This window comes from Sphingopyxis lindanitolerans, from assembly GCF_002993885.1.
Classification (GTDB): Bacteria; Pseudomonadota; Alphaproteobacteria; order Sphingomonadales; family Sphingomonadaceae; genus Sphingopyxis; species Sphingopyxis lindanitolerans.
Genome location: NZ_CM009578.1, coordinates 3358665 through 3375359, shown reverse-complemented (window position 1 = coordinate 3375359; position 16695 = coordinate 3358665). Strand labels below are relative to the sequence as shown.

General features: G+C 65.9%; 16 protein-coding genes. 12 read left to right on the top strand and 4 right to left on the bottom strand.

Translation table 11 applies throughout. From position 1 onward, the window contains the following. Positions 1-10 precede the first annotated feature (10 nt). The 6 genes from CVO77_RS16075 (at position 11) to CVO77_RS16050 (ending at position 7456) form a co-directional block, all read left to right on the top strand. Complete coding sequence (locus CVO77_RS16075) at positions 11-859, top strand: TauD/TfdA dioxygenase family protein (protein WP_105999911.1); 849 nt, start codon at positions 11-13, stop codon at positions 857-859. Positions 860-881: 22 nt separating this feature from the next. Further along, entirely contained in the window at positions 882-1946 is a 1065-nt protein-coding gene (locus tag CVO77_RS16070; RefSeq protein WP_105999910.1) for a beta-keto acid cleavage family enzyme, read from the top strand. 170 nt (positions 1947-2116) lie between these two features. Then, positions 2117-2500 (top strand): carboxymuconolactone decarboxylase family protein, encoded by a 384-nt coding sequence (locus tag CVO77_RS16065; RefSeq protein ID WP_197709644.1) that lies wholly within the window; start codon positions 2117-2119, stop codon positions 2498-2500. A 45-nt stretch (positions 2501-2545) separates the two neighbouring features. Beyond that, positions 2546-3823 carry an MFS transporter gene (locus CVO77_RS16060; RefSeq protein ID WP_197709643.1) on the top strand — a complete coding sequence of 426 codons (1278 nt, stop codon included), beginning with the start codon at positions 2546-2548 and terminating at the stop codon, positions 3821-3823. Positions 3824-3975: 152 nt separating this feature from the next. Beyond that, the gene (locus CVO77_RS16055) at positions 3976-6333 is read left to right on the top strand and encodes a TonB-dependent receptor (protein WP_105999908.1); all 2358 of its coding nucleotides are present in this window, start codon (positions 3976-3978) and stop codon (positions 6331-6333) included. Positions 6334-6505: 172 nt separating this feature from the next. After that, complete coding sequence (locus CVO77_RS16050) at positions 6506-7456, top strand: flavin reductase family protein (protein ID WP_105999907.1); 951 nt, start codon at positions 6506-6508, stop codon at positions 7454-7456. 8 nt (positions 7457-7464) lie between these two features. Here CVO77_RS16050 and CVO77_RS16045 read toward each other — a convergent pair whose 3' ends face one another. Beyond that, positions 7465-8523, bottom strand: coding sequence for an alkene reductase (locus CVO77_RS16045; protein WP_106000893.1), 1059 nt, complete (start codon positions 8521-8523; stop codon positions 7465-7467). A 79-nt stretch (positions 8524-8602) separates the two neighbouring features. Between CVO77_RS16045 and CVO77_RS16040 the strand changes: the two genes are divergently transcribed. Beyond that, positions 8603-9361 (top strand): SDR family NAD(P)-dependent oxidoreductase, encoded by a 759-nt coding sequence (locus tag CVO77_RS16040; protein WP_242445977.1) that lies wholly within the window; start codon positions 8603-8605, stop codon positions 9359-9361. A 31-nt stretch (positions 9362-9392) separates the two neighbouring features. Here the strand turns inward: CVO77_RS16040 and CVO77_RS16035 are convergent, their stop codons facing one another. The 3 genes from CVO77_RS16035 to CVO77_RS21340 all read right to left on the bottom strand — a co-directional run bounded on the left by CVO77_RS16035 (position 9393) and on the right by CVO77_RS21340 (position 11801). Then, positions 9393-10571, bottom strand: a complete 1179-nt coding sequence (locus tag CVO77_RS16035) for an acyl-CoA dehydrogenase family protein (RefSeq protein WP_105999905.1) — start codon at positions 10569-10571, stop codon at positions 9393-9395. Next, positions 10568-11485 carry a VOC family protein gene (locus tag CVO77_RS16030; RefSeq protein ID WP_105999904.1) on the bottom strand — a complete coding sequence of 306 codons (918 nt, stop codon included), beginning with the start codon at positions 11483-11485 and terminating at the stop codon, positions 10568-10570. Before CVO77_RS16030 ends, CVO77_RS16035 begins: the two co-directional genes overlap by 4 nt. Before the next feature lie 145 nt (positions 11486-11630). After that, complete coding sequence (locus CVO77_RS21340; RefSeq protein WP_158258097.1) at positions 11631-11801, bottom strand: hypothetical protein; 171 nt, start codon at positions 11799-11801, stop codon at positions 11631-11633. Positions 11802-11880: 79 nt separating this feature from the next. Between CVO77_RS21340 and CVO77_RS16025 the strand changes: the two genes are divergently transcribed. From CVO77_RS16025 to dmpG, 5 genes are read left to right on the top strand one after another with little or no spacing between them, the layout of a single operon-like run. Beyond that, entirely contained in the window at positions 11881-13095 is a 1215-nt protein-coding gene (locus tag CVO77_RS16025) for an acyl-CoA dehydrogenase family protein (protein WP_242445976.1), read from the top strand. Between the two features lie 12 nt (positions 13096-13107). Continuing rightward, a complete protein-coding gene (locus CVO77_RS16020; RefSeq protein WP_105999902.1) occupies positions 13108-13929 on the top strand; it encodes an alpha/beta fold hydrolase in 822 nt (273 codons plus the stop codon). Next, positions 13916-14704, top strand: a complete 789-nt coding sequence (locus CVO77_RS16015; protein ID WP_105999901.1) for a fumarylacetoacetate hydrolase family protein — start codon at positions 13916-13918, stop codon at positions 14702-14704. Before CVO77_RS16020 ends, CVO77_RS16015 begins: the two co-directional genes overlap by 14 nt. Before the next feature lie 9 nt (positions 14705-14713). Then, positions 14714-15658 (top strand): acetaldehyde dehydrogenase (acetylating), encoded by a 945-nt coding sequence (locus CVO77_RS16010; RefSeq protein WP_105999900.1) that lies wholly within the window; start codon positions 14714-14716, stop codon positions 15656-15658. Next, complete coding sequence (gene dmpG, locus CVO77_RS16005; RefSeq protein WP_105999899.1) at positions 15655-16692, top strand: 4-hydroxy-2-oxovalerate aldolase; 1038 nt, start codon at positions 15655-15657, stop codon at positions 16690-16692. Before CVO77_RS16010 ends, dmpG begins: the two co-directional genes overlap by 4 nt. The last annotated feature ends 3 nt before the right edge of the window (positions 16693-16695 follow it).

Below are 16695 nucleotides of genomic sequence, written 5' to 3'. Positions count from 1 at the left end.
GAGAGGGACGATGAGGATCGAGACACTCACTTGTCATATCGGCGCCGAAATCAGCGGCATCGACCTGGCCGAAGCGGCGCGCAACGACGATCTGTTCGGCGAAATCCGCGCCGCGCTGCTCGCGCACAAAGTGCTGTTCCTGCGCGACCAGGCCATCGCCCGCGCCGACCATGTCGCCTTCGCGAGCCGCTTTGGCGCGCTCGAGGATCATCCGGTGATCGGCAGCGACCCCGCGCATCCTGGGCTCGTCCAGATCTATAAGGACGAGGCATCTCCGCCCGACTATTATGAGAATAGCTGGCATTGCGACGCGACGTGGCGCGATGCGCCGCCGCTGGGCGCGGTGCTGCGCTGCGTTGCCTGCCCGCCGGTCGGCGGCGACACGATGTGGGCGAATATGGCGAAAGCCTATGCCGACCTGCCCGATTCCGTGAAGGCGATCATCGCGCCGCTGAAGGCGCGCCACTCGATCGAGGCGAGCTTTGGCGCGCGGATGTCCGAAGATCAGCGCCACGCGCTGAAGGCGCGCTTTCCCGACGCCGAACATCCGGTCGTCCGCACCCATCCCGAAACGGGCGAGAAAATCCTGTTCGTCAACGGCTTCACCACGCATTTCACCAATTTCCACACCGCCGAGAATGTCCGCTACGGCCAGGATTATGCGCCGGGAGCGAGCCAGCTCCTGAGCTTTCTGATCGGCCGCGCCGCGATCCCCGAATATCAGGTGCGCTGGCGCTGGCGGCCGGACAGCGTGGCGATCTGGGATAACCGATCGACCCAGCATTATGCCGTGATGGATTACCCGCCCACGATCCGCCGCATGGAGCGCGCCGGCATCGTCGGCGACCGCCCTTTCTGAACAGCAAAGTAGGAGAAGCCGCATGCAATTTCTGGACGATAGCCTGCTCCCCGAGACGCAGGACAAGCTGGTCATCACGGTCGCGCCTTACGGCCCCGAATGGCATCCGGACGACTTTCCCGAAGACATCCCGCTGTCGATGGAAGAGCATATCCAGAAGGCGGTCGATTGCTACAATGCCGGCGCGACCGTCCTCCACATGCACGTTCGCGAGGAAGACGGAACGGGATCGAAGCGCCTGTCGAAATTCAACGAGCTGATCGCCGGGGTGCGCGCCCGCGTCCCCGACATGATCATCCAGGTCGGCGGCTCGATCTCCTTCTCGCCCGAAAGCGAGGAGGATGGCGCCGAGGCGAAATGGCTGTCGGACGAGGTGCGCCACATGCTCGCCGAGCTAACGCCCGCGCCCGACCAGGTGACGATCGCGGTCAACACAACCCAGATGAACATCATGGATCTGATGTCCGACGCCGATTATGGCGAAACCTCGCTCGCCGCGCCTGCGCTCTACCAGGCCTATCGCGAGATGGTGGTGCCGGCGGGGCCGCAATGGGTGGAGGAACATCTGCGCCGCCTGACCGGCGCGGGCATCCAGCCGCATTTCCAGCTTACCTGCATGCCCGACCTCGAAACCGTCGAGCGGCTGGTGCGCCGCGGGCTCTACAAGGGACCGCTCAACCTGACCTGGGTCGGCATCGGCGGCGGCTTCGACGGGCCGAACCCGAATAATTTCATGGAGTTCATCCGCCGCGCCCCCGACGGATCGACCGTCACCCTCGAAACGCTGATGCGCCATGTGCTGCCGGTCAACGTCATGGCGATGTGCCTGGGCCAGCATGTCCGCTGCGGGATCGAGGACACGCTCTATGACCAGCATGGCAACAAGATGACGTCGGTCCAGGGGATCGAGCAGATCGTCCGGGTCGCCAAGGAACTCGGCCGCGAGGTTGCGACCGCCAAGGAAGCGCGCGAAATCTACCAGATCGGCGTGCAATATAATTCGGTCGAGGAAACGCTCGCCAAGCTCGGCATGGCGCCCAATCGCCAGCCCGGCCAGCGCGCGCTGCCGATCCGCTACGCGGCCTGAGGCGGGAGCGCGGCCATGGCTTTCGGCGACGATCCGACGACCTGCCTCGCTCCCGGTCCTCGCGGCCAGGTCGCGGGTCCCTGGCAAGCCCATGCCGCGCGGTCCATCTCCGGCGTGGGGATCGCCGAGCCGTTGGACCGGCTCACGATCCCCGCGCGGAGCATGGCGCGTTGAGCGATACCCCGGTCAGCGACGCCATGCGCGCGAATGGGCAATGGAACAGCGCGTGGGACGCGATGGCGGCGCTCGATCCGCTCTGGCTCGAAGCCTTTCTGGCGGCGGGGACGTTGCCGCTGCGGCGCGGCGTGCTCGATCCCAAAATCTATGAGTTTCTGGCGATCGCGGTCGATGCGTCCTGCACCCATCTTTATGCGCCGGGGACGCGGCGTCACATCGCCGCCGCGCTCGACAAGGGCGCGACGCCCGAGGAAGTGATGGCGGTGCTCGAAGCGGTCGCGGTGCTCGGCCTCCATTCGGTCGCGCTCGGCGCGCCGATGCTGGTCGAGGAAATGAACGCACGCAGCCTGACGATGACCAGCGGCGGGGCGGCCTGACATGCGACCGCCCGCTGGCCCGGTCCTGAAACAAGGGAGGCGGTCATGGCGGTAATGGCACCGGCGGCAAGCCCCGGCATCGCGCGCGGCGGCCCACGCGACACGAGCCTTTATGGCTGGGTCGTCTTCGCCTTGAGCTTTGGGCTGCTGATCTCCGACTATATGGCGCGGCAGGTGCTCAACGCGGTCTTCCCGTTGCTCAAGGTCGAATGGGCGCTCAGCGACGCCCAATTGGGGCTGCTATCGGGCGTGGTCGCGCTGATGGTCGGTTGCCTGACCTTTCCGCTCTCGCTCGCCGCCGACCGCTGGGGCCGGGTGCGCAGCCTCGCGCTCATGGCCGCGCTGTGGAGTTTCGCGACCCTCTTTTGCGCCGTTGCCGCCACCTATCCGCAGATGCTGCTCGGCCGCGTCATGGTCGGGGTCGGCGAGGCCGCTTATGGCAGCGTCGGCATCGCGGTCGTGATCAGCGTCTTTCCCCAGCGGCTGCGCGCAACGCTCTCGGCCGCCTTCATGGCGGGCGGGCTGTTCGGCCAGGTTCTGGGCGTCGCGATCGGCGGCGAGATTGCCGCCAGCCATGGCTGGCGCACCGCTTTCGCGGTGATCGGGCTCGGCGGCCTTGCCCTCGCGGTCGCCTATCCGCTCATCGTTCGCGAAAAGCGGATCGCGGCGATCGCCGGACCCGATGCGGCCGCGCCGAACACCCCCGAACGCGCGCCGCTGCGGGCGCTGTTCGCGAACCGCAGCGTGCGGCTCGCCTACCTCGCGAGCGGCATCCAGCTTTTCGCCGCAGGCGCCCTGCCCGCCTGGCTGCCGAGCTATTTCAATCGCTACTATGCGATGCCGGTCGATGCGGCGGGACGGATGGCGGCGCTGTTCCTGCTGATCTGCGGTTGCGGGATGATCATGTGCGGCATGGCAAGCGACCGTGCGGCGCGGGGCCGACCCGACCGCAAGATATTGCTCGCCTCGGGCTACGGCTTTGGCAGCGCGATCGCGCTGAGCCTGGCGCTGCTGCTGCCGCCGGGATTGCCCCAGCTTGTCCTGCTCGGCATCGCGATGTTCCTCGTCGCCGGAACGACCGGACCGGCGGGCGCGATGGTCGCCAACCTGACGCCGGCGGCGCTCCACGGCTCGGCCTTCGCGACGCTGACGCTCGCGCATAATCTGCTCGGGCTCGCGCCGGGACCGATCGTCACCGGCCGCGTCGCCGATGCGGTCGGCCTGCTCGACGCGCTGCGCATCCTGCCCGCCGCCGCCATTATCTCCGCTCTCCTCTTCCTCGCCGCGCGGCGCAGCTATCTCGCCGATCTCAAAACGGTCTGATGCGACCACCCACAGATCGGAACCATCGCTGCGCCGTCGCTCGCCATGGCGTGCATTGCAAAAAACCTGTCGTGAAATGTGAAATATCGCCCCCGGCACGCCGATAGCCTTCGATCAAAAGACCAACATTCCATCACCCTTGGGAGGGACCTATGAAGAGCATTACCTACACCAGCCTTGCCGCTTTCGCCGTCGCGCTCGCGGCCGCGCCCGCCGCGGCGCAGGAGGCGACGCCCGCCGACGCCGCCAGCAGCGACATGGGCGACGCAATCGTCGTCACCGCGCAAAAGCGGGCCGAGAATATCCAGGACGTGCCGATCTCGATCGCGGCGGTCAGCGGCGAGACGATGGAGAGCGCGAACATCCTCACCGTGATGGACCTCGGCCGCGTCGCGACCAATTTCCAGACCGTGCGTTCGTCGAACACCGGCTCGACGCGCATCGGCATCCGCGGCGTCGGCAGCCTCGCCAACACGCTGATCGAGCCGAGCGTCGCGGTGTTCGTCGACGGTGTTTATGTCCCGCGCTCGGGCTCGATCCTCGGCGCATTTCTTGATATCGACGGGGTCGAGGTGCTGCGCGGGCCGCAGGGAACCTTGTTCGGCCGCAACGCCAGCGTCGGCGCGCTGTCGATCCGCAGCGCGCTGCCCAAGGATGAATTTTCGGGCGAAGTGTCGGCCGAAGCGGGGTCGTTCGACCGCTACAAGCTGTCGGGCCATGTCAATATCCCGCTGGGGCAGAACGTCGCGGCGCGCGTCGCCGCGATGGGGCAATGGTATGACGGCCCGTGGAAGAACCGCTACGATGGCAAGACCTATGGCGGGTCCGACGACGTCGCGGTGCGCGGCACGGTGAAAGCCGAGTTCGGCAATCTCGAATGGATCGTGCGCGGCGATTACACCCGCCTCGATGGCGACGGCGTCGTCAATTTCGATTTCGACCCCGCCTCGATCGCCCCCGCCCGCCTTGCCTTCCTGCAAGCGGCGTTCAGCGGCGGCCCCGACATCAATTTGAACGACCGGGTGATGAACCAATCGGTCGCCTCGGGCCTGCTCGACAAGAATTGGGGGGTATCGAGCACCGCCTCGCTCGAGATCGGCGGCGGATCGACGCTGCGCCTGGTCAACAGCTATCGCAAATGGACCAACGACCAGCTCGACGGCGACATCATCTTCCTCCCCGTCCCGCTCGCGACACGGCGCAGCCTGTTCGATTCGGGAAGCTGGAACCACGAGCTGCAATTCATCTCACCCGAGCGCGAATGGCTGGGCGGCCATTTCGACATGGTGGCGGGCGTCTATTATTTCCAGGAGAAGTTCGCGCTCGGCGAACAGCTCAACATGGACTCGCAGTTTTGCAACGTCCTCGTCCCCGCGGGGCCGGGGCGCGCCGCCTGCGCCGCCTATTACGCCAGCACCGGCGGCGTCGCGGCAACCGATCAGGACGTGTTCCAGAAAGTCCGCAGCATCGCCGCCTATGCGCAGGGCAATATCTATATCGGCGACGCGCTGACGCTGACGCTCGGCGGGCGCTGGACCAACGATCGCAAGAGGGGCAGCTACTCGCAGATATCGAGCCCCTTCACCCAGACGATCCGCGCGCCCGAGGTGCTCGACTATCCCGGCCTCTCCGAAAGCCGCTTCACCTATCGCATCAGCCTCAACTACAAGCCGACGGACGATGTGATGCTCTTCGTCAACCATTCGACGGGTTACAAGTCGGGCGGCTATAATTCGGGCGGCGGGGTGCCGGCGCTTTCGACCTTCGACCCCCAGGGCAATCTGATCTCGACCCGGCGCGTGTTCAACCGCGAGACGGTCAAGAATTACGAGTTCGGCGCGAAATCGAGCTGGCTCGATCGCGCGCTGACCGCGAACATCACCTTCTTTCGCATGGACATCGCGGGCTTTCAGGATCGCGCGTTCGACGGGGTCAGCTTCGTCGTCCGCAACGCCGGCAACCTTCGCCAGCAAGGCATGGAGCTCGACCTGAGACTCGCACCGACCAATCGCTTCGCGCTTTCGGGCTCGCTCGCCTATCTCGATTCCGAATTCACCGATTTCGCCAACGCCTCGGGCTTGCCGGGTATCGGCGGGACGCAGGATCTGACCGGCAAGCCGAACAGCTTCTCGCCCGCCTGGTCGGGCAATGTCGCGGTCGACTGGAACGGCGATATCGGATCGAGCGGGCTGACGTGGGCAGCGAACGCCAATGTCTCGTTCGTGTCCGACCAATATGTCGGCACGGTCAACGACGCCAATCCGCAATCGATCGCCGACGGCTATGCGCTGCTCGGGGCACGGTTGACGCTCAAGGGGCCCGACGATCGCTGGTCGCTGGCGATCTTCGGCAGCAACCTCACCAACACCCATTATCGCCCGCTCGCGGTCTATCAGCCGCTCGGCGCCGCGCTTGGCCTCAACAATGGGGCCTTCCCCGGCAGCACCGCCAATCGCGTCCTGGCGAACGAACCGCGCACCTACGGGGTTTCGGCGACCATGCGCTTCTAGGGTGGCCGGGTGGCGGGCCGTTTTCCCGCCACCCCAGCCATTCCAGATTCCGATTCCAACCGCCTTTCCCACTCGCCGTAGATATGGTAATTTGCGTAAATTTCATTTTGAAATTCTACGCATTCATGGCATGAAATAGCCTATCATATCTATTATTCAGAGAGGGACACGAATGGCAGGCAATGATGCGCAGCGGGCGTTCCGGGATGCCCTTGGCACCTTTGCGACCGGCGTGACGATCGCGACCACCATCGGAGAGTCCGGCGAGCCCGTCGGCGTCACCGCAAACAGCTTCAATTCAGTCAGCATCGACCCGCCGCTCGTCCTCTGGTCGCTCGCCAAAAGCTCTTATTCACGCAGCGCGTTTGCCGAAAGCGGTCATTTCGCGATCCACGTCCTCGCCGCTACGCAAGAAGGGCTGTCGAACGATTTCGCCCGGCGCGGCGGCGATAAATTCGCCGGGGTCGACTGGCGCGGCGGCGCGCTCGGTTCGCCGGTCCTCGGCGATTATGCGGCGCTGTTCGAATGCCGCACGCGCCACCAATATGAAGGCGGCGATCACGTCATTCTGGTCGGCGAAGTCATCGCGCACGACGCGCGCGATGTCGCGCCGCTGCTGTTCCACGGCGGTCGATACGCCGAGCGACGCCCCCGCCCCGGCGCATCCGAACCATCGGTGGATATCGAACATGGCCGCTTCACCGACGATTTTCTCTTCTATCTGATCTCGCGCGCGCATTTCCAGACCTCGCGGCCGACGCGCGACAAGCTGGCGCGATTCGGCATGGACATGGGCCAATATCTGACCCTCGCGCTGCTCAGCATGGACAGGCCGCTCGCCGCGGACGCGATCGCCGCCCGCCTTGCGCATACCGGCCACGCCCCCGACGCGGCGGCGCTGGCGGCCATGGTCGCGAAAGGCCTGCTGGTCGAGGGCGGCGAAGGGTGGGAACTGACCGAGGCCGGGCGCGAGCGGCTGGTCGAAACGCTGGCGATCGGTCAGGCGTTCGAGGCCGACCTTGCCGATCATTTCACCGCCGCCGAACTGGCCGAAACCAAGGCGGTGCTGCGGCGGATCATCGAGTTGACCGGCGCCGACGTGCCGATCGGCTGGCGCGGCTGACGCGCGGGTCAGCGCGCGGTCAGCGCCGGATAATCGATATAGCCCTTCGCCTCGCCGGTATAGATATGGTCGCGATCGACCCGCGCGAGATCGGCGCCGCGGCGCAGCCTTTCGACAAGATCGGGATTGCTGATGAACGGACGGCCAAAGGAAACCGCCTGCGCCCGCCCATCATCGAGCAGCGCCGCCGCACTGGCGGGCTTCAGCCCGTTGTTGGCGATCAGATTGCCCGACCAATGCGCGCGCACCCAGTCGAGGCTGCCCGCGACATCGACGAGATGGACATAGGCAAGCCCCAACCGGTCGGCCGCGCCAAGCAAGGGGATGAAGGTCGCGGCGGGATCGTCGTCGGCCATGTCGTTATAGGGATTGCCGGGCGAGATACGAAAGCCCACCCGGCCGGCGCCGATCGCGTCGGCCATCGCGCCGAGCGCTTCGATGGCGAACCGGATGCGATTTTCGGGGGAACCGCCATAATCGTCGTCGCGCCGGTTGCTGTTCGGATTGAGGAACTGGTTGGGAAGATAGCCGCTCGCGCAATGCAGCTCGACTCCGTCGAACCCGGCATCGCGCGCATTGGCGGCGGCCACCGCATAGTCGCCGATCACCTGCCGGACCTCGCCGCGCGTCAACGCCTCGGGCATTTCGGTCGCGACCGGGACGCCGTCGGGACCGGGCACCGGATCGATGCAGGGAATCGCCGATGGCGCGACGGTCCGGCTGTCGTCCTGCTTGTTCGCGCGGACGCAGACGCGGCCGCAATGCATCAACTGCATGACGATGCGGCCGCTTTCGCGGTGGACGGCAGCGGCGACGCGCCGCCAGCCGGCGATCTGACCGGCCGACCATATCCCCGGCGTGCGCCAATATCCCTTGCCATCGGCGCTCGGCTGAACGCCTTCGGTGACGATCAGCCCCGCCGACGCGCGCTGGCGGTAATATTCGACCATCAGATCGCCCGGCACGTCCCCCGGACCGGCGCGGTCGCGCGTCATCGGCGCCATGACGATAGCGTTGGACAGCGAAATCGCGCCCAGCGTGCGGGGTTCAAAAAGCGATGCGGTCATGCGATAATCCATCTTTGCGCTATAAGTTTTTCGATTTGCGTTATATATACACATAATATCTACGCAAATGGAGGTAAATTTGACCGTCTCCTATGATTTTTCCGGAAAAGTGGCGCTGGTCACCGGCGCCAGCGGCGGCATCGGCCGCGCCACCGCGCTCGCCTTTGCCCGCGCGGGGGCCTCGGTCGTCGTCAGCGACGTCAACGCGGCCGGCGGCGAGGAGACGGTCGCGCTCGCCGCCGCCGCGGGGGGCACCGCGATCTTCCACCCCTGCGATGTCGCCGACCCCGCCGCGGTCAAGGCGCTGGTCGCGCGCGCCGTCGGCCATTTCGGGCGCCTCGACTTTGGTCACAATAATGCCGGCATCACCAATTTGACCGCCGACGAATGGGATGACGAGGTCTGGCGGCGCTCGCTGGCGATCAACCTCGACGGCGTGATGCACTGCATGCGCGAAGAAGCCGCGGCGATGCTGGACCATGGCGGCGGCGCGATCGTCAACACCGCGTCGATCAACGGCTTTACCGGCAATGCCCGCCAGCCCGCCTATGTCGCGACGAAGCATGGCGTCATCGGGCTGACCCGCCACGGCGCACTCAAATGGGCGCGGGACAATATCCGCGTCAACGCCGTCTGCCCCGGCGTGATCGAAACGCCGATGACCGACGCGGTCGCCCGCAATCCCGACCTGCGCCGGGCGATGGAGGCGCTGACCCCGATGGGCCGCATGGGCCAGCCCGACGAGGTGGCGGGCGCGGTGCTGTGGCTGTGCAGCGTTCAGGCCAGCTTCGTGACCGGCCATCCGCTGGTCATCGACGGCGGCGCGACGGTCAGCTGACCGCCCGACATATAAGAGCCGGGCCACTTGCTCATGCCGACCCTCGCGGTTCGCGCGGCATCCCGAGGCCGCGTTCGGCGATCAGGTTGCGCTGAATCTGGTTGGTGCCGCCATAGATGGTGTCGGCGCGGCTGTAGAGGAACAGATTGGGCAGCATGTCCCATTCATAACCGGGGTTTTCGGTGACCTCGCCCGCCTGACCGAGCACGTCCATCGCGAGTTCGCCGAGCGCGCGCCGCCAACTCGCCCACTGGATCTTGTAGGTCAGCGCGGCGCCGTCGACCTTGCCATGGTCGCTGTTCGACAGCATCCGGAGCGCGCCATAACGCATCAGCCGCAGACCGATCTCGGCCTTGGCGAGGCGCTGGCGGATCAGCGGGTCGGCCGCCGCCCCATTGGCCTTCGCCGCCGCAACGATCGCGTCGAGTTCGTTGCGGAAACCCATCTGCTGCCCCAGCGTCGACACGCCGCGCTCGAACGACAGCAACCCCATCGCGATCTTCCACCCGTCGCCCGGCGCGCCGATCAGGCTGTCGGCGGGGCAGCGCGCGTCGGTGAAAAAGGTTTCGTTGAATTCGGCATCGCCGTTGATCTGGCGGATCGGTCGAATCTCGATTCCCGGCTGGTCGATCTCCACCATCAGGAAGGTCAGCCCCTTCGGCCCCCGCGATCCCTCTTCACTGCGCGAGAGGACGAAGATCCAGTCCGAAATATGGGCCAGGCTGGTCCAGATCTTCTGCCCGTTGACCACCCATTCGTCGCCATCGAGCCGCGCCTTGGTGCGCACGCTGGCAAGGTCCGACCCCGCATTGGGTTCGGAAAAACCCTGGCAGAAGATCGTCTTGCCCGCCGCGATGTCGGGCAGAAAGCGCGTCTTTTGCTCCTCCGAGCCAAAGGTCAGGATCGTCGGCCCGGCAAGTTCGATGCCGATGTGATTGACGCGGCCCGGCGCCCCGGCGCGGGCATATTCCTCGGCGAAGATCACCTGCTCGGCCAGGCTCGCATCGCGTCCGCCCCAGCGGGTCGGCCAGCCGATGCACGACCATCTGTGCGCCGCGAGCTGCTGTTCCCATTCCTTGCGCCGCTCCGCCTGGGCGGTCAGCGTCGATATGCCCTTTATGTCCTTGAACTCGCCCGCCATCTGGTCGGCCAGCCAGTCGGCGCATTCCGCGCGAAATTCCTCTTCGGCCGCGGTGAAGCCCAGTTTCATGCCGCATCCTCCGTCATCGCCTTCTGCCAGGTCCAGACATGCCCCCATTCGCTGATCTGCTGGTGCGCCGTCGGCACCCAGGTCGCGGGATCGATCACCAGCGGGTCGCACCCGATCTCGAGGTCGAAGCCCGCCGGCGTCCGCATGTAGAAGCTGGTCATCTGGTCGTTGACGTGCATGCCCAGCGTCGCCGATTCCTCGATCCCGGCGCGGCGCATCCGGTCGTGGCAGCGGCCGACGTCGGCGAGATCCTGCATCTCGAGCATCAGGTGGATGCAGCGCGACGGCGGCACCTCGCCCTGGCCGATGGCGATCGAATGGTGGCGGCCGTTGTCGGCGTGCATGAAGGCGAAGCCCATGCCCGGATCGGCGGGGTCGGGCGAGAAATGGAAGCGCGGGATGTCGGTGTCGTGAAAGCCGACGACATCGGTGTAAAAGGCATGAACCTCGTCGAAACCGGGCGCGGCGAAAACCGCATGCCCCATCCCCATGTCGCCCGTCACGAAAGCCTTGACCCCGGCGGGCGAGACGAACGCGACCGCATCGCGGCTGTCGCCGTGATAAAATTCCAGCCCGTTGCCGGCGGGATCGCTGGTCCGGAAAAAGGCGCGCACCCCGCGCGTCGCGGCATCGGCGGCGCTGCCGTCCTCGACCGCGCGCCCCGCCGCCGCGATCGCCTGTTTCAGCCGCTCGAACGCCGCGGCATCGGACAGTTCATAGGCCGCGGCGAGCAGCTCGTCGCGCGGCCCCGGCTCGATGCGAAAGCGGAACGGACGGTCGTCGATGCGATAATGCGCCGCGCCGTCGCCCGGATCGTCGGCGCGCATCACCCCGACCGTTTCGGTCAGATAGCGATCCCATTCGTCCATCTTCGTCGTCGCGATCACGACATAACCGAGTGCCCTGATAGCCACCGCCTCAGCCCCCCTTCACCAGATCCAGAGAATCCGTCACGCCCAAAGCCATTCCCTTTACGTTCAACACATGAATCGCCGGTCATTAAGCCAAAGGCGAATCATATTTGCAAGATAAATTGCATTTTTTACGCCAATATGCGTATTATTTATGATATTTCTTTACGAATTTCGATGATTTTTGATTTTCTAATCCCGGATCGGTTGGGCGCGGCTTCGCGCTTTGCGAGCCGTCGGGAACGCCGGGCGGCGTCCCCACCGCCGCCGCGGAAAAGCGCGATCGGATGCCAATTTGCAGATGATCATCAAATATCATTGACGATTTGCGTATTTTATGGAAGAATTTTCTACGAATTTAATCCGTCATTGGGCGGAAGAGCGACTGGAGACGGATTATGGCTACATTGGCGCCCGCAGCGCAGCAGAACGGCCCGGCCCCATCGGTAGACGATTTGGTGGCGCGAGCGAAGGCGATGATTCCGGTGCTCAAGGACCGGGCGCGCCGCTGCGTGGCCGACCGCAACATACCCGCCGAAACGATCGCCGAGATGCGGGACGCCGGATTTTTCCGCATCCTTCAGCCCCGGCGCTGGGGCGGCTATGAAATGCACCCCAATGTCTTTTTCGCGGTGCAAAGGGCGCTCGCCGAAGGCTGCATGTCGACGGGCTGGGTTTACGGCGTGCTCGGCTGCCATCCCTATGAACTCGCGCTGTTCGACGACCAGGCGCAGGCCGAGGTGTGGACCGACGACCAGACGATGCTCGTCTCCTCCACCTATCAGCCGGTGGGCAAGGTCGAACATGCCGACGGCGGCTTCTACCTCAGCGGCCATTGGGGATTTTCGTCGGGATCGCTCCATTGCGGCTGGGTGCTGCTCGGCGCGGTGGTGCCGCCGAAGGCCGAAGGCGAAGCCCCCGACATGCGGACCTTCCTTTTGCCGCGCAGCGACTACCGCATCGACCCCGATAGCTGGCAGGTGTTCGGCCTTCAGGGCACGGGCAGCCACGACATCATCGTCGACCGGGTTTTCGTCCCCGAATATCGCACCCATCGCGCGGTCGAGGGCTTTTTGTGCGACAATCCCGGCCAGCGGGTCAATGACGGCCCGCTTTACACCCTCCCCTGGGCGCAAGTGTTCGTCCGCTCGGTCTCGACCGCGGCATTCGGCGGCGCGCGCGCGGCGATCAACGCCGCGATGGAGATCATGAAGAGCCGCGTGTCGACCAACACCGGCAAGGCGTCGAAGGGCGACCCGATCCTCCACGCCGCGATCGCCGCCGCCCACGCGCAGACGCTGGAAATGGAGCGGACGCTGGAGGCGAGCTTCGACGAACTGATGCGCCTGGCCGAGCGCGGCGAGCCGGTCCCGATGGAAACGCGGGCGCTGTTCGCCTATCAATCGTCGACCGTCGTGCGCCGCCTCGCGCGGCTGGTCGACGACATGGTGCAACTGCTCGGCGGGCGCGCCATCTATATGTCCAGCGACATCATCCAGCCGTGGCTCGACCTCAACGCCGCGCGGGCGCATGTCGCGAACGATCCGAACAACCGCACCGCCGATGTCGTCGGCACCATGATCGGCCAGCCCCCGGCCTTCACCTTCCTTTGACGGAGCAGCGCCATGACGGGTTTCACCGAAAACAGCTATCGGGTCGGCGGCCATGACATCCACATCAAGGAAAAGGGCGCGGGCAAGCCCGTGGTCTTTATCCACGGCAGCGGCCCCGGCGCGTCGGGCGCGTCGAATTTCCGCGACAATATCGACGCCTTCGTCGCCGCGGGCTATCGCGTCATCCTGCCCGACCTGATCGGTTATGGCGCATCGTCGAAGCCCGAAGGGATCGACTATACGCTGCAATTGTTCACCGACACGCTATATGGCGCGCTGCGCGAGCATGGCATCGAGCGCGCCGCGCTGGTCGGCAATTCGCTGGGCGGCGGCGTCGCGATCCAGATGACGCTCGACCATCCCGAATTCACCGCCGCGCTCGTCCTGATGGCGCCCGGCTGCGTCGAGGAGCAGGCCAGCTATTTCACCATGCCGGGCATCGCCAAGATGGTGTCGGGTTTCGGCGGCCCCGATTTCAACCTCGACGAGCAGCGGCGGCTGATTGCTAACCTCGTCCATCCCGATTTCGCGCCGCATATTCCCGAAGCGCTCGTCGCCGAACGGTTCGCGGTCGCGCGCACCCAGCCCAAGGATGTGCTGGCGCGGATGAAGACCCCCAATCTTGGCCCCGAGGTCGGGCGGATCGCTCAGCCGGTCTTCGTCCTGTGGGGGCTCGACGACGAATTCTGCCCCGAAAGCGGCGCGCGCCATTTCCTCGACCGCTGCGCCGATGCGCGCTGCATGACCTTTGCCCGCACCGGCCATTGGGTGCAGGTCGAACGCGCCGCCGAGTTCAACCTCTATTCGATCGCCTTCCTCGATGCCCGCGGTTGAAGCCCATGGCGCCGAACTGTTCGCGGCGCTGCGCGAACGCCGCACACTGGCGCCGCTCAGCACGCGCGATCCGGCGCTGACGGTCGACGACGCCTATGCGATCAGCCTCGATTTCCTCGCGCGGCGCACGGCGGAGGGCGAGCGCGTCGTCGGCAAGAAGATCGGCGTCACATCGAAAGCGGTGCAGGAGATGCTGGGCGTGCATCAGCCCGACTTTGGCTTTCTGACCGACTGGATGCAGGTCGAGGGCGACATCGACATCGATGCCAAGGCGCTGATCGCGCCGCGCGCCGAGGCCGAGATCGCCTTCATCCTGAAGGCGCCGCTCAAAGGCCCCGGCGTCACCGCCGCCGACGTCGTCGAGGCGACCGACGCGGTCGCCCCCTGTTTCGAGATCGTCGACAGCCGCATCGACGACTGGAAGATCGGCATCGTCGATACGATCGCCGACAATGCCTCGTGCGGGGTCTTCGTACTCGGTGCGGCGCGGCTCGATCCGCGCGGGCTCGACCTGCCCAATTTGCATGTCGCGGTGACGAAGAATGGCGCGCCGCTGTCCGAAGGCCACGGTCATGCGGTGCAGGGCGACCCCGCGCAGGCGGTCGCCTGGCTCGCCAACACGCTCGGCGCGCACGGGGTCACGCTCGATGCGGGCGACATCATCCTGTCGGGCAGCCTCGTCCCGCTGGCGCCCGCGGTGAAGGGCGACAGCTTCGAAATGATCCTCGGCGACGGCCGCCGCACGCTCGGCCGGTGCGCCGCGCGCTTCGTTTAAGGAACGACAATGACCCGCGTGAAGGCAGCGATCATCGGATCGGGCAATATCGGCACCGACCTGATGATCAAGATGATCAAATATCCGCAAAATATGGAACTGGTGGCGGTCGTCGGCATCGATGCGCAGTCCGAGGGCCTTGCCATGGCGCGCGAGCGCGGCATCGCGACGACGCACGAAGGGCTGGACGGGCTCCGGGCGATGGCCGTCTATCCCGAGATCGGCATCGTCTTCGACGCGACCTCGGCCTATGCGCACAAGGTGCACGACGCCGCGCTGCGCGCCGACGGCAAACAGGTCGTCGACCTGACCCCCGCCGCGATCGGCCCCTATACGGTCCCGACCGTCAACGGCGAGGATCATCTGGACGCCGGCAACGTCAATATGGTGACCTGCGGCGGCCAGGCGACGATCCCGATGGTCGCCGCGGTAAGCCAGGTCGCGACCGTCCACTATGCCGAGATCGTCGCGTCGGTGTCGTCGCGCTCCGCCGGCCCCGGCACCCGCGCCAATATCGACGAATTCACCCGCACCACCGCCGGCGCGATCGAAAAGGTCGGCGGCGCGGCGCAGGGCAAGGCGATCATCATCCTCAACCCCGCCGAGCCGCCGATGATCATGCGCGACACCGTCTTCACCTTGTCCGAAGGCGCCGACGAGGCGACGATCCGGGCCTCGGTCGAGGCGATGGTCAAGAAGGTGCAGACCTATGTCCCCGGCTATCGGTTGAAACAGGACGTGCAGTTCGAACGCTTTGGCGACAACAACAGGATCAGGATTCCCGGCCGCGGCGAATTTACGGGCATCAAGACGATGATCCTGCTCGAGGTCGAGGGCGCGGGCGATTACCTGCCGCCCTATGCGGGCAATCTCGACATCATGACGGCGGCGGCCAAGGCGACCGGCGAGCTGCTCGCCGAGCGGATCCGCGACGGAAAGAAGGTGAGCGCATGAGCGGGAAGTTCAGCGTCGAGGCCGGCGAAAAGCTCTATATTCAGGACGTCACGCTGCGCGACGGGATGCACGCGATCCGCCACCAATATGGCATCGACCATGTGCAGGCGATCGCCAGGGCGCTCGACGAAGCCGGCGTCGATGCGATCGAGGTCGCGCACGGCGACGGCCTCAATGGCGGGAGCTTCAACTATGGCTTCGGCGCGCACACCGACTGGGAGTGGCTGGAGGCGGTCGCCGCGGTGCTGACCCGATCGGTACTGACGACGCTGATCCTGCCGGGCGTCGGCACCGCCGACGAACTGCGCCGCGCCTATGACCTTGGCGTCCGTTCGGTGCGCGTCGCGACGCACTGCACCGAGGCCGACGTCTCGAAGCAGCATATCGGCATCGCGCGCGACCTCGGCATGGACGTCGCGGGCTTTTTGATGATGAGCCACATGATCGACGCCGAGGCGCTCGCGAGCCAAGCTCTCCTCATGGAAAGCTATGGCGCCCAATGCGTCTATGTCACCGACAGCGGCGGCGCGCTCGACATGGACGGGGTCCGCGACCGGCTGCGCGCTTACGACCGGGTGCTGAAGCCCGGGACGCAGCGCGGCATCCACGCGCATCATAATCTGTCGCTCGGCGTCGCGAACAGCATCGTCGCGGCGCAGGAAGGCGCGGTGCGCATCGACGCTTCGCTGACCGGCATGGGCGCGGGCGCGGGCAACGCCCCGCTCGAAGTGTTCATCGCCGCCGCCGACCGCAAGGGCTGGAACCATGGCTGCGACGTCAACGCGCTGATGGACGCCGCCGAGGATCTGGTGCGTCCGCTTCAGGACCGCCCGGTGCGCGTCGATCGCGAAACACTCGCGCTCGGCTATGCCGGCGTCTATTCCTCCTTCCTGCGCCACGCCGAAAAGGCCGCCGAAACCTATGGCCTCGATACGCGGACGATCCTCGTCGAACTCGGCCGCCGCAAGATGGTCGGCGGCCAGGAGGACATGATCGTCGATGTCGCGCTCGACATGGTGAAGGCGCGCGGGTGACAC

Coding starts and splice junctions, on each gene's coding strand:
- dmpG (WP_105999899.1), top strand. CDS start 15,655: ATGAGCGGGAAGTTCAGCGTCGAGGCCGGCGAAAAGCTCTATATTCAG.
- CVO77_RS16010 (WP_105999900.1), top strand. CDS start 14,714: ATGACCCGCGTGAAGGCAGCGATCATCGGATCGGGCAATATCGGCACC.
- CVO77_RS16060 (WP_197709643.1), top strand. CDS start 2,546: ATGGCGGTAATGGCACCGGCGGCAAGCCCCGGCATCGCGCGCGGCGGC.
- CVO77_RS16050 (WP_105999907.1), top strand. CDS start 6,506: ATGGCAGGCAATGATGCGCAGCGGGCGTTCCGGGATGCCCTTGGCACC.
- CVO77_RS16055 (WP_105999908.1), top strand. CDS start 3,976: ATGAAGAGCATTACCTACACCAGCCTTGCCGCTTTCGCCGTCGCGCTC.
- CVO77_RS16020 (WP_105999902.1), top strand. CDS start 13,108: ATGACGGGTTTCACCGAAAACAGCTATCGGGTCGGCGGCCATGACATC.
- CVO77_RS16035 (WP_105999905.1), bottom strand. CDS start 10,571: ATGAAACTGGGCTTCACCGCGGCCGAAGAGGAATTTCGCGCGGAATGC.
- CVO77_RS16025 (WP_242445976.1), top strand. CDS start 11,881: ATGGCTACATTGGCGCCCGCAGCGCAGCAGAACGGCCCGGCCCCATCG.
- CVO77_RS16045 (WP_106000893.1), bottom strand. CDS start 8,523: ATGACCGCATCGCTTTTTGAACCCCGCACGCTGGGCGCGATTTCGCTG.
- CVO77_RS16015 (WP_105999901.1), top strand. CDS start 13,916: ATGCCCGCGGTTGAAGCCCATGGCGCCGAACTGTTCGCGGCGCTGCGC.
- CVO77_RS21340 (WP_158258097.1), bottom strand. CDS start 11,801: ATGATATTTGATGATCATCTGCAAATTGGCATCCGATCGCGCTTTTCC.
- CVO77_RS16075 (WP_105999911.1), top strand. CDS start 11: ATGAGGATCGAGACACTCACTTGTCATATCGGCGCCGAAATCAGCGGC.
- CVO77_RS16070 (WP_105999910.1), top strand. CDS start 882: ATGCAATTTCTGGACGATAGCCTGCTCCCCGAGACGCAGGACAAGCTG.